The 12,123-nt window shown below is 66.3% G+C and carries 14 protein-coding genes; 5 read left to right on the top strand and 9 right to left on the bottom strand.

Annotated features, from left to right (window positions below; all coding sequences use genetic code 11):
• Window positions 1-90: 90 nt before the first annotated feature.
• The 4 genes from BCL79_RS14345 to BCL79_RS14330 all read left to right on the top strand — a co-directional run bounded on the left by BCL79_RS14345 (window position 91) and on the right by BCL79_RS14330 (window position 4,377).
• Window positions 91-1,005, top strand: coding sequence for a YihY/virulence factor BrkB family protein (locus tag BCL79_RS14345; protein ID WP_121042273.1), 915 nt, complete (start codon window positions 91-93; stop codon window positions 1,003-1,005).
• Window positions 1,006-1,068: 63 nt separating this feature from the next.
• Window positions 1,069-2,799: a DNA primase gene (gene dnaG, locus BCL79_RS14340; RefSeq protein WP_121042271.1), complete on the top strand. Its 1,731-nt coding sequence runs from the start codon at window positions 1,069-1,071 to the stop codon at window positions 2,797-2,799.
• A gap of 98 nt (window positions 2,800-2,897) precedes the next feature.
• Window positions 2,898-3,344 (top strand): beta-lactamase hydrolase domain-containing protein, encoded by a 447-nt coding sequence (locus BCL79_RS14335; protein ID WP_183073792.1) that lies wholly within the window; start codon window positions 2,898-2,900, stop codon window positions 3,342-3,344.
• A 52-nt stretch (window positions 3,345-3,396) separates the two neighbouring features.
• Complete coding sequence (locus tag BCL79_RS14330) at window positions 3,397-4,377, top strand: bile acid:sodium symporter family protein (protein ID WP_121042267.1); 981 nt, start codon at window positions 3,397-3,399, stop codon at window positions 4,375-4,377.
• A gap of 98 nt (window positions 4,378-4,475) precedes the next feature.
• Here BCL79_RS14330 and BCL79_RS14325 read toward each other — a convergent pair whose 3' ends face one another.
• From BCL79_RS14325 to BCL79_RS14300, 6 genes are all read right to left on the bottom strand, one after another.
• Window positions 4,476-5,342, bottom strand: a complete 867-nt coding sequence (locus tag BCL79_RS14325) for a hypothetical protein (protein ID WP_183073791.1) — start codon at window positions 5,340-5,342, stop codon at window positions 4,476-4,478.
• Between the two features lie 491 nt (window positions 5,343-5,833).
• Window positions 5,834-6,658 (bottom strand): calcium-binding protein, encoded by an 825-nt coding sequence (locus tag BCL79_RS14320; protein WP_226956685.1) that lies wholly within the window; start codon window positions 6,656-6,658, stop codon window positions 5,834-5,836.
• Window positions 6,659-6,730: 72 nt separating this feature from the next.
• Entirely contained in the window at window positions 6,731-7,621 is an 891-nt protein-coding gene (gene cyoE, locus BCL79_RS14315; protein ID WP_121042261.1) for a heme o synthase, read from the bottom strand.
• 4 nt (window positions 7,622-7,625) lie between these two features.
• Complete coding sequence (locus BCL79_RS14310) at window positions 7,626-8,837, bottom strand: COX15/CtaA family protein (RefSeq protein WP_121042259.1); 1,212 nt, start codon at window positions 8,835-8,837, stop codon at window positions 7,626-7,628.
• 11 nt (window positions 8,838-8,848) lie between these two features.
• Window positions 8,849-9,424, bottom strand: a complete 576-nt coding sequence (locus tag BCL79_RS14305) for a hypothetical protein (protein ID WP_121042257.1) — start codon at window positions 9,422-9,424, stop codon at window positions 8,849-8,851.
• Window positions 9,425-9,451: 27 nt separating this feature from the next.
• On the bottom strand, window positions 9,452-10,186 hold the full coding sequence (locus BCL79_RS14300; protein ID WP_121042255.1) for an SURF1 family protein: 735 nt from the start codon (window positions 10,184-10,186) through the stop codon (window positions 9,452-9,454).
• Between the two features lie 57 nt (window positions 10,187-10,243).
• Here BCL79_RS14300 and BCL79_RS14295 point away from each other — a divergent pair, with 57 nt between their 5' ends.
• On the top strand, window positions 10,244-10,462 hold the full coding sequence (locus BCL79_RS14295; protein ID WP_019185993.1) for a twin transmembrane helix small protein: 219 nt from the start codon (window positions 10,244-10,246) through the stop codon (window positions 10,460-10,462).
• A gap of 40 nt (window positions 10,463-10,502) precedes the next feature.
• Here the strand turns inward: BCL79_RS14295 and BCL79_RS14290 are convergent, their stop codons facing one another.
• The 3 genes from BCL79_RS14290 to BCL79_RS20515 are packed head-to-tail and all read right to left on the bottom strand — an operon-like array spanning window position 10,503 to window position 12,117.
• On the bottom strand, window positions 10,503-11,378 hold the full coding sequence (locus BCL79_RS14290) for a cytochrome c oxidase subunit 3 (protein ID WP_121042253.1): 876 nt from the start codon (window positions 11,376-11,378) through the stop codon (window positions 10,503-10,505).
• Between the two features lie 20 nt (window positions 11,379-11,398).
• Window positions 11,399-11,986, bottom strand: coding sequence for a cytochrome c oxidase assembly protein (locus tag BCL79_RS14285; protein WP_121042251.1), 588 nt, complete (start codon window positions 11,984-11,986; stop codon window positions 11,399-11,401).
• Window positions 11,983-12,117: a hypothetical protein gene (locus BCL79_RS20515; protein ID WP_259462181.1), complete on the bottom strand. Its 135-nt coding sequence runs from the start codon at window positions 12,115-12,117 to the stop codon at window positions 11,983-11,985. Before BCL79_RS20515 ends, BCL79_RS14285 begins: the two co-directional genes overlap by 4 nt.
• Between the last annotated feature and the right edge of the window lie 6 nt (window positions 12,118-12,123).

Genomic DNA, 12,123 nt, shown 5'->3' with positions numbered 1-12,123 from the left:
GTCAAGATCTTGACCTGATCGAACCACTTCACCCGGCTCAACCCGGCGATTTGCTAGAACGGAGGCCTCGCTCCCGATCTGACGCCGTCCATGCCGCATACGCGCCCTTCCCTGTCCACCGTCCGCAAACACCTGGCGCGGCTGGAGCAGAGCTTCCCCGCCGTGCTGCTACGCCGCTTCATCGATGCAGACGTGATGACCCAGGCCGCCGCGCTGGCCTTCTACGCCCTGCTCTCGATGGCGCCGCTGCTGGTGCTGCTGCTGTGGCTGACCGCCTCGCTGTACCCCCCGGCGCAGCAGGCGCTGCTGGGCCAGATCAATGATGTGGCCGGCACCAGCGCCGCCTCGGTGGCGGAGACCGTGCTCAGCAACGCCAACAACCAGCCGGACATCGGCACGCTGGCCGGCGTGTGGAGCACCCTGCTGCTGTTCATTGGTGCCACGGCGGTGTTCGCGCAGCTGCAGAACGCCCTGAACCTGATCTTCAACACCAGCGGCGAGCGCCTGGACGGCATCGTGGCCTGGTTGCGCAAGCGCGTGTTTTCGTTCGGCGTGGTGCTGGCGCTGGGCTTCCTGCTGATCCTCTCGATGACCGCCACCACGATGCTGCAGGTCGTGTTCGCGCACCTGCCCTCGGTGCTGCCGGCGATCGGCTATCTGACCAGCCTGGCCCTGTACACCGTGGGCTTCGCCTTCCTCTACCACTACCTGCCGGACCGCCGCGTGGCGTGGCGCCAGGCCTTCATCGGTGGTGCGATCACCTCGGCCCTGTTCGCACTGGGCCGCTATGGCATCGGCCTGTACATCGCCACCGTCGCACCGGGCAGCGCGTATGGCTCGATGGGCGCGCTGGTGATCTCGCTGGTGTGGATCTACTACGCCACGGTGGTCTTCTTCGTCGGTGCACTGATGACCTCGGTGATTGATGAGCGCCTGCGCGCCCATGCCGTCCTCGCCGAGGCTGGGGTGGAGCCACCGAAACCGGGCGAACCGGCCGGCAGCTAGTAGACTAGCGGTACCCCCGCTTCCGTGCGTGGCCGTGAGCGGCCATGCCCCCGCCTGCTGCCCATGGCCCGTATCCCCGACGCATTCATCGACGACCTGCTGGCCCGCTCCGACATTGTCGAGGTGGTGGGCAGTCGCGTGCCGTTGAAGCGCCAGGGCAAGGAATACGCAGCGCGCTGCCCGTTCCATGACGAGCGCTCGGCCTCGTTCACGGTCTCACCGACCAAGCAGTTCTATCACTGCTTCGGCTGCGGCGCGCATGGCACGGCGATCAGCTTCCTGATGAATTACGACCGCCTCGAGTTTCTCGACGCGGTCGATGAGCTGGCCAAGCGCGTGGGCATGGAAGTGCCGCGCGATACCCAGCCGCGCACCGCCCAGCAGCAGGACGACAGCCGCGATCTGTACTCGGCGCTGGATGCGGCCACGCGCTTCTTCCAGACCGCGCTGAAGGGCAGCGACAAGGCGCGCGCCTACCTGGACCAGCGCGGAGTCGATGAAGAGAACCGCGAGCGCTTCGCCATCGGTTACGCACCGGATGGCTACAGCGCGCTGAAGGATGCCCTGGGCAAGGACGAGCGGCGGATGAAGCTGCTCGACCGCGCCGGCCTGTTTTCCAAGAACGACCGTGGCCACGTCTACGACAAGTTCCGCGACCGGGTCATGTTCCCGATCTTCGACCGCCGTGGCCGCGTGATCGCCTACGGCGGCCGGGTGATGGAAAAAGACGACGGCCCGAAGTACCTCAACTCGCCCGAAACCGCGCTGTTCCACAAGGGCCGCGAGCTGTACGGCCTGTGGCAGGTGCGCCAGGCCAACCAGAAGATCGAGCGGCTGATCGTGGTCGAGGGCTACATGGACGTGGTCTCGCTGTTCCAGTTCGGCGTCACCCAGGCGGTGGCGACACTGGGCACGGCGACCACGCCGGACCACGCCGAGCTGCTGTTCCGCAATGCGCCGGACGTGTTCTTCTGCTTCGATGGCGATGCCGCCGGCCGGCGCGCCGGCTGGCGTGCGCTGGAGTCGGTGCTGCCGCGCATGAAGGACGGCCGCCAAGCCTTCTTCCTGTTCCTGCCCGATGGCGAAGACCCGGACACCATCGTGCGCAAGGAAGGCCGCGAGGGCTTCGATGCCCGCCTGCAGCAGGCCACGCCGCTGTCGCAGTTCTTCTTCGACGAGCTCACCCGTGAGGTCAACATGGGCACGCTCGACGGCAAGGCACGCCTGGCCGAACGGGCCAAGCCGATGCTGGCGCAGATTCCCGATGGCGCCTTCGGCGACCTGATGAAGCAGCAGCTGACCACGCTGACCGGGCTGGGCGCCAAGCCCGGTGCATCCGCGCAGCCCTCACGCCAACCGCAGCGCGCGGTGGCACCGGCACAGCGCCGCAGCCTGGTGCGCGCGGCCATCGCGATCCTGCTGCAGCAGCCCTCGCTGGCGATGACGCTGGAAGGCCACCACTTCACCGGCCTGCGCCTGCCCGGCATCGAATTGCTGACCGAACTGCTGACCCTGGTCGAGCAGCGCCCGGACATCAGCACCGGGGCGTTGCTGGAGCACTTCGAAGGCCGCGAGGAACAGGAATCGCTGCACAAGCTGGCCGCGCAGACCCTGCCCGGCGATGAGGCGATGTGGACCCAGGAGCTGCATGACGCGGTGGCCCAGCTGGAGAAACAGCTGCTGATGCAACGTCTGGATGAGCTTCAGGCAAAGCAGAGCCAGCAGGGTCTGGACGATACTGACAAGTACGAGCTGCGCGAACTGCTCAAGGCGCGCAGCACCCTCCGCTTCTGACCAACGGAGCCGCCGTGGCATCCCACCTCGCCCGTCCCGCTGCATCGATCCTCCGCTGGCTCCGCGCTGGCGTCATCTCCGCACTGCTGGCGCTATGCATGCCCGCCTGGGCCGCGGAGCTGCCCTTCGCGCAGCCACGGCCGCAGCTGTACACCGCAGGACAACCCAGCGCCGCTCAGCTGCAGCAGGCCGCCGCGGCCGGGGTCACGACGCTGATCGACCTGCGCCAGCCCGACGAAGCGCGCGGCTTCGATGAAACCGCCGCGGCCGAACGCCTGGGGCTGCGCTATGTGCGCATCCCCGTTGCCGGTGCCGCCGGCCTGACCGACGCCAATGCGCAGGCCCTGCGTACCGCGCTGGCGCAGAGCCAGGGCCAGGTGCTGCTGCACTGCGCCTCCGGCAATCGCGCCGGTGCGCTGCTGGCACTGCTGCAGGCGCATGACGGTGCCTCGGTGGATCAGGCCCTGCAGTTCGGCCGCGCGGCCGGCATGACCTCGCTGGAAGCGCCGACCCGTGCCCTGCTGGAGCAGGACGCCGCGCGTTGACCCTGCTCTTCTTCTCCCGCTTACTTCCCTGCTCTACAGGAGCCTGCCCACCATGACCCGCTGGTGGTCGCGCCTGCGACCGGACAACTTCACCCTCGCCCTGCTCTGCACCGTGCTGCTGGCGTCCTTCCTGCCGATGCACGGCGCCGCCGCGATGGTGCTCGACGATGTCACTGACGTCGCCATCGCCGCGCTGTTCTTCCTGCACGGCGCGCGCCTGCCGCGTGAATCGATCGTCGCCGGCCTGCTGCACTGGCGCCTGCACCTGACCATCCTGGCCTGCACGTTCGTGATGTTCCCGCTGCTGGGCCTGATGTTCAAACCGCTGGATGGCTGGCTGCTCACGCCCGAGCTGTACATCGGCGTGCTGTTCCTGTGCGCGCTGCCGTCCACCGTGCAGTCCTCGATCGCGTTCACCTCGATCGCCCGTGGCAATGTCCCGGCGGCGGTGTGCAGCGCCTCGCTGTCGAGCATCCTCGGCGTCTTCCTGACCCCGCTGCTGCTGGCCCTGCTGGCCGGCACCGAAGGCGGCATGCACAACCCCGGCCAGGCCATCGTCAGCATCATGCTGCAGTTGCTGGTGCCGTTCGTGGCCGGCCATCTGCTGCGCCCGTGGATCGCCCGCTGGGTCGAGAAGCAGCGCGCGCTGCTGCGCTATACCGACCAGGGCACGATCCTGCTGGTGGTCTACTCCGCCTTCGGCGAAGCGGTCAGCGAAGGGCTGTGGAGCAAGACGCCGCTGTTGTCGCTGCTCAGTGTGGCGGTGGTGGCGGCGGTGCTGCTCGGCATCGCGATGCCGCTGATCCGCTTCATCGCGCGCCGGCTGGGCTTCAACCGCGAAGACGAGATCACCATCCTGTTCTGCGGCTCCAAGAAGAGCCTGGCCACCGGCGTGCCGATCGCCAAGGTGCTGTTCGCCGGCGGCAGCCTCGGTGCGATCGTGCTGCCGATCATGATCTACCACCAGATCCAGTTGATCGTCTGCGCGATGATCGCGCAGCGGTATGCACGTGACCCGGCCACCCCGCGGTAGGGTCGCTCGACAGACGACCGCCGATATCGCAAGTCATCTGTCGAGCGACCCTACCGGAGGACAGCCCGTGGAAGCGTTGCGCTGTTATCGCCGTCGTATCAATCTTTCACACCAGCGGCGATCTGTTGCAACACGATGGCTTTTTGCTCCACGTCGCCTTCCCCGATAGCGATCAGCGAGTAGGCCTTGTTTTCCCCTGCCCATTCCAACGTTGCGCGGCTGCGCCCAAGATCATCCGAGACTTGTTCCAGCTGCGCAGGCACACCGTTAACGCGGATGTTCTGAAACTCTGCGATCACCTCTACTTTGCTGCCTGGGGCACGAAAGTTGTGTTCATTGAACTCGACGATACCCAAGCCATTCACGCGATAGAAACGGGTTAGACCGGTGGATTTGAGCCCATCCAGTGCGCCGCTTGGCTCCATTCCGATCAGCTCCGCCGCACCGAGAATTGTGCGTTGGAGATCGGATGGCGGCGAAGGCAATCGCCGACGCAGTTCTGCGTTGGAACGTACGGTTCTCGGAAGCGAAGAGATCAGCTGGCCCTGCGATGGGATCTCGCCATTGGAAACCCGTCGCACTCCGGCTCGACTTAGCGCTATTTCGGCACGGAAGTGTTGCTTGACTTCTTCGGGTGCATCCAACTCAGACAGGGGAATGACCTGATAGGTACCCTGCTCCGACGAGCGGCGCACTCCATTGCTGCTGTCTTCCATTGCGGCGCGCATGGTTCGCTCATTCAACCACTTTCCTACCGCATCCACGTCGTTCTGGGCACTGAAGCTCGGGGCACTGTACAGCGACGCGACAATCAGCAACGACACGGCCAAAGAATTCATGAAGGTCACACCTTGCGCATGATGTGTGCTCGCGGCTGATCCCGGCATTCTCCTGAAAAGCGGCCTGTCATACGTGATTGATTCATTGACGGACAACAGACAGTTGGCACGACTCAGGGTTTTCATCGCAGCAGATGCTTCTGCACTGATGAGCAGGCCAGTAGCCGTAGCGGCTACGACCCCGATGTCTCTTATGGACGTCACTTGAGCACCATGAGATTGAGCGAGCAAAGTCTCGCGACGTCATTTCTACGGGGTTGTTTCTGATGAAAGTGAGCGCTGTGTATCGTTGCAGGTCGTGCAATCTGTCCCCCCCCCTCGACGCGGGGGTTCCTTACAAGAGACCGTGCCTCAAGCGCCATCCATGTGAGGGGAGTGCCGGGAGGTCGTCTCCCAGATGACACCGCGCATGGATGCAGCGCGGCGCGGTCGCAGGATGCGGAGAAGCGCCCCGCCGGTATCGATGATTGGCGGAGGGTAAGCGCGGTCGCAAACGTAACGGCGCTTACAAAGCCGAACTCCGGTAAAGGTCATGCCTTACCGGGCTGGTGGTGTCTGCGTGCGGTCATTTGGGAAGCGACCCTACCAGGGCACCGCATCCTCGGCATTCGGCCTCGCTACGGGTCCGTCAGCGTCCCCACGCTCAGCGCCGGCAGATGCACCCACACGTCGTAGGACCGTTCCGGATCCGTTTCGACGACCGGATCCTGCGCCGGCAATTCACGCAGCGTGAGCGCGCGGCAGGGGTTCATGCAGCCCCAGAACTGCCCACGCAGCGCTTCCACGCGCACGCTGTACAGCGGAAGGTCCAGCAGGTACGACGCCATGGTGCGGTGCTTCATCTCCGGCGGCGCGTCCGCGAAGGGGTGGCGCATCGCGTGCACGTTACCAGTGAGCACCACCATCCGCGCCCCGGCCGGCAGTGCGTTGAACTGCTGGCGCAAGTGCGTGGCCATCGCAGCGTCGCGATCCATATCGCTGTCGTACGTACTGATTTCAATGTCATAGCCGGCCACGCCTATGTCGCGCCCCTGCAGGCGCAGCACGCGCAGCGTCTCGATCAGCGCCAGCATGTCCCGGCTGCGGCGCCCGTCGTGCTGGTCGTCCTTTACCTGCCAGAACGGCGAGGTGCGCAGTGCCGCCCGCGCATCAGCATCGCCGCTGGAGCGCAGGTAACGCGCCAGCGCGGCGTTCTCGCTCATCGGCAGTTCCAGGCCCAACCGCACCGGTGCGGTGTCGCGGCTGTAGCGTTCCATCAGGTCGGCCACGAGCAGCGGTGTCTCGGCGGTGCCGTGGTATTCGCCCAGCATCACCAGCCGGTGGTTGCCCGCCAAGGTCACTATCTGCGTTGCGGTGTCAGCGACACTGCCTGCCGGCACGGCAGCGGCTGTGCCGCACACCATCGAAGCCACCATTACAGCCATCCAGAGCCATCGCTTCATACCGTCACGTCCTGTTGGGGTCATGAAAGCAATGGCGATGCTGTGGCCCGTTTCAAGGCCGGCGCAGGAAGCTCACAGGAACGGCAACATCCAGTGGTCCACCATCAGGAAGGCGAACAGCGCCATCAGGTAGACGATGGAGTAGCCGAACATCTTCATCGAGAACAGTTCGTCCGGCGGATTCAGCATGCGCCAGGCGTACCAGAGGAAGACCGCGTTGAGCACGATCGCGCCACCGAGATAGAACATGCCGCTCATGCCGACCACGACCGGCAGGAGGCTGACGATGGCCAGGGCGATCGAATAGACCATGATCGACTTGCGGGTGTAGGCCACGCCGTGGGTTACCGGCAGCATCGGGATTTCCGCCTTGGCGTAATCCTCGCGGCGGAAGATCGCCAACGCCCAGAAGTGCGGCGGGGTCCAGATGAAGATGATCAGCACCAGCAGCGACGCGTAGGCCCAGTCCCACGGGCCCTGCATGCCGGTGATCGCGGCCCAGCCGAGCATCGGCGGGGTAGCACCGGCGAGGCCGCCGATGACGATGTTCTGCGAGGTCGCGCGCTTGAGGTACACGGTGTAGATCACCGCGTACCCGATCAGCGAGGCGAAGGTCAGCACGGCGGTGATCACGTTGACCCAGACCACCAGGATCGTCATCGACAGCGCGATCAGCAGGCCCGCGAAGACGAGCACCTGCCAAGGCTTGACCTTGCCCACCACCAGCGGGCGCCACGAGGTGCGCGCCATCTGCGCATCGATGCGCGCGTCCAGCAGCTGGTTGATCGCTGCGGCGGCCGAAGCGGCCAGCCAGATGCCGAGGAAGCCGAGGGCGCCGTCCAGCGCCTGCTGCGCGGTCGGCACCCCGGGGATGGCCAGGAACATGCCCACCAGCGCGGTGAACACGATCAGGGCGACGACCTTGGGCTTGGTCAGATCCCAGTACTGACGGTAACTGGCCATGCCGTCAGCCTGCCTGCACGGCAGTGGACGCAGCGCTGGCCTTGCCACCCTCGGCATCCGGCGCGCGCAGGCGCGCCAGCAAGGTCACCAGCACGAACAGCAGGGCCACGGCGCCCCCGCTGTGCGCGACGGCCACTTCCAGCGGCACCGCCAGCTTCACGTTGAGGATGCCCAGGGTGATCTGCAACACCACCAGCAGACCCAGGGCACTCGCCCAGCCGCGCATGCTCGGCAGGCGGAACAGGCGCACCGACAGCCACAGCAGGTACACGGCGACCACGATCGCCATCACGCGGTGCGCCATCTGGATCGCGATGCGCGAGGCGCCGTCGAGCACGCCCCCTTCGTAATCCACGCCGATGCCACGCCACAGGGTGAAGCCTTCCTTGAAATCATGCGGCGGCCACCACTGGCTGACGCAGCGCGGGAAATTGTCCAGCGAGGCGCTGCCGCCACCGCAGGCGAGTGCGGCGTAGTTGGCGCTGACCCAGCCGCCGAGGGCGATCTGCGCGACCAGCACGGCCACGCCGGCGCGGATCAGCCACTTCAGCCTGGGCGCCTCGGCCAGGGTGATCGGCATATGCGTGGCGCGCCACGCCATCCACACCAGTAGGCCGAACATGAGCATGCCGCCGAGCAGATGGCCCATGACCACGATCGGCTTGAGCAGCCAGGTGACCGTCCACATGCCGAGCAGCGCCTGGAAGATCACCACCGCCAGCGTCAGCAACGCGGCGCGGGCCAGGTCGATGTTGGTCCAGCGCAGCGCGGCGATCAGCAGGATCGCTTCGCCGATCAGGGCGATGATGCTCGCGGGGACGTGCATGCCCATCATGTACAGCGGTATGCCGGTCGCCACCAGCACACAGGCGGTGATCACCGCCGTGTTGCCCCAGCGACGACGACGCGTGGCCAGCAGCGCCAGGGTGAGGATCTCGATGCCGAGTGCACCGGCCAGGAAACGGTGCACCTGCTCGCGCCACGCCTTGTGCGTTTCCAGCGGGCGGATCTTGGCGGCCTCGTGGCCGATCACTTCCTCGGCGTGCTGCGGCCAGGTGACACGGCCATAGCAGGTCGGCCAGTCCGGGCAGCTCAGGCCCGCATCGGACAGGCGCACGAACGAACCGAACATGATCGTGCTGGCGGTCATGATCAGCGCAAACCACGCCAGACGGTGGAAATTGCGGTGCAGCACCGGGCGTGCGGAGAGGCTCATCTAAACGGAACTCACTTCAGTTTCAGCAGCGTGGCCAGGTCTTTGCGCAGACCGGCCATATCGAATCCCGGCGCGTACCGCATGATCACGAATCCGTTGGGATCGATCACATACACAGGCGTGCCGGCGGCGTCATCCACGGCGGGCAAAGCGGCACGCAGGTCCGGTTGGGCGCGCAGCGCGCGCAGTGCGGGCATGCCCTGGACCTCGGCCGGCGGCGTGCCCAGCCACAGGATCTCGACATTATCGGCGTTATGGCCGAACAGCTGCCACACCTTGCCCAATCCCTGCGACAAAGTGACGCACTCGCTGGTACAGCTGGCAGACGGGGCCACCAGGATCCGCCAGGTGCGATCGTTGGGGTTCCACGGGTACGGCTGACCATCGGCCAGGGTCGGCGGCAGTGCGCGCAGATCGGCCGGCGGCTGCAGCAGCTCCCCGGTATTGCGGTGCGAGGTCGGCTGCCAGCCGGAGAAGCGCAGCACGCCCGCCAGCGCCATGGCGCCGAAGAACACGCCGAACAACGCGATCAGGGTCCAGCGGCCGCGTGAACGGGACGGCAGCCGGGCCGGGGAAGTGGCATTCATGGGCGGCATTTTCTCATGTTGAGCCGGTCAGCGCCGGGGAGTGCCACGCCGGCGGCGATGGCGACGGAATTCCAGGACCAGCGCGACCACCAGCACGGTCAACGCCAGGCCGAACCATTGCACGGCGTAGCCCAGATGGCGACTGGGCGGCAGGGTATTGGGCAGCAGCTCCAGATCGCGCGCGTAACCGCCTGGCAGTGCCGGATCGAGCCGCAGCACGCGCGCGCCAAGGCTGCCCGTCGGCAGTGACAGCGCGCGGGCCAGGTCGTCGGGTGGCATCCGGCTGGCCAGCCAGACGCCCGGCTGTGGCGCGGACGACAGCGCCGGCCCCAGGGCCAGCCCGGTGGCCGGTGACGGCGCCAGCAGGCCGCTGATGGCCGTATGGCCGGCAAGCGGTGTGATCGGTGGGATGACACGATCCGGCGGCATCGGCAGCCAGCCCAGATCGACCAGCACGCGTGCGCCGTCGTCACTCTGGAACGGCTGATACACCTTGAGGCCGGCGCGGCCTTCGCGGGTCTGGTTGTCGAGCAGGATCGTGCCGGGCAGGAAGCGACCGTGATCCTCCACCCAGCGCAGCAACGGCGGGGCGGCCTGGGCCTGGCGCAGCGTGAGCGACTGCGCGCGGGCGGGCACCTGCTGGGCCAGCAACGCTTCTTTGGCGTGCATGCGCTGCAGTTGCCAGCGGCCCAGCTGGCAGAACGCGAGGATGACCAGCACCGCGGCGATCCAGCCGATCAGGCGTGTGTGCTTGCGCATCATGACAACGCCGGCAAAACGCGGTGATATAGGCGCACCCGCCACGCCATCGAGCCGCGCATGAATGATTCGTTGAAGACCCTGCTGGTAATCGCGTTTCTGATCGTCATCGTCTGGAATCTGGGCGCCGGGCTGTATTACCTGCTGGTCGATCGCGGCCAGACCAAGCGCACCGTCAATGCCCTCACCCGCCGCATCGCGGTATCGGTGGCGCTGATCGTGCTGGTGGTCATCGGCATCTACAGCGGTTGGATCAAGCCCCACGGCATCGGCGGCTGAGGCCGCACCGGCGTCGATGCGGCAGGAGGTCGCACCGACGCTACAGCACGTAGACGAACAGGAACAGCATCAGCCACACCACGTCGACGAAGTGCCAGTACCACGCGGCGGCTTCGAAGCCGAAGTGATTGTCGCGGGTGAAATGCCCCTTCGACGAGCGCAGCCACATCACCGCCAGCATGACCGTGCCCAGCAGCACGTGCACGCCGTGGAAACCGGTGAGCATGAAGAAGGTCGAGCCGTAGATGCCCGAACCCAGGGTGAGGTTGAGTTCCTTGTAGGCGTGGATGTACTCCTCCGCCTGCAGGGTGAGGAAGCCCACGCCGAGCAGCACGGTGATGCCCAGCCAGACCAGCAGCTGGCGGCGGTGACCGGCCTTGAGCGCGTGGTGCGCGATGGTGAGGGTGACGCCGGAGGTGAGCAGGATCAGCGTATTGATCAGCGGCAGGCCCCAGGCCGGGATGGTCTGGAAGTGCCCGCCGATCGCGCCGGGGCCATTGGTCGGCCACGCCGCCGAATAGCCGTCCCACAGCAACTCATTGGTCATCACGCCATCGCCCGCCCCGCCCAGCCACGGCAAGCCCAGGTTGCGGGTATAGAACAGCGCCCCGAAGAACGCGCCGAAGAACATCACTTCGGAGAAGATGAACCACACCATCCCCATCCGGAACGAGCCGTCCACCTGGCGGTTGTAGCTGCCGGCCTGCGATTCGCGCACCACATCGCTGAACCACCAGAACAGGGTCAGCACCAGCATCGCGATGCCGGCGTAGAAGGTCCACTTGCCCCAGCTGGAATCGTTGAGCCAGCTGGCCACGCCGACCATGGTCACCATCATCGCAATGGAACCGATGAACGGCCATTTGCTGTGCGTGGGCACGAAGTACACGTTCGCATCGGGGCTTTGCTGGGCCATGGTCTTGGGTCCGGTCCGGATCAGGGAGCTGCACGCGCGCCGGTCGGCAGGCTGGCCGGGGCCAGCTGCGCGGACAAGGCGTCGTTCTTGTAGAAGGTGTAGGACAGGGTGATCGTGGTGATGTTGGCCGGCAGGTCGGGATCGACGATGAAGCGCACCGGCATGTCGCGCTTCTCACCGGCCTGCAGGGTCTGCGCGGTGAAGCAGAAGCACTCGGTCTTGCTGAAGTAGCCCGACGCCTTGGCCGGTGCCACCGACGGCACGGCACTGCCGACCAGCGCGCGATCGCTGTCATTGCGCGCGTAATACAGCGCCTCGTTGAGCTCGCCGGGCACCACGTCCATCGTCAGCTGTTCGGGATGGAACGCCCACGGCAACTTGGAATTCACGCCGCCATCGAACTCCACCCGCACGGTGCGCTTGCCGGTGGCAGCTGCAGTGCCTGCCGCCGCCCCGGGGCCACGCTCCAGGCGCACGCCGAACACCTTCTCGCAGGCGATGCGGTACAGCGGCACCAGCGAGAAGGTCAGCACGAACACCGCCAGCGCCACCCCGATCAGGCGGGGCAGGCCCGCATGACGCGCGGGTGCCGGGCGCGGATCGCTCATCGCCCGATCACCCCGCTGAGGATGAAGCCGCCATAGACCATCAGCGCGACGATCCCGACCGCCCACGCGGTGCGATGCGCGCGGCGACGTTGCAGGGCCTGCTCATCCGGCGTGCGGGTGGTACTGGTCATGAGCGG

This window comes from Stenotrophomonas rhizophila, assembly GCF_003651185.1.
In the GTDB taxonomy this organism is placed as follows: domain Bacteria; phylum Pseudomonadota; class Gammaproteobacteria; order Xanthomonadales; family Xanthomonadaceae; genus Stenotrophomonas; species Stenotrophomonas maltophilia_Z.
This window is presented reverse-complemented; position numbering and strand designations above follow the sequence as displayed.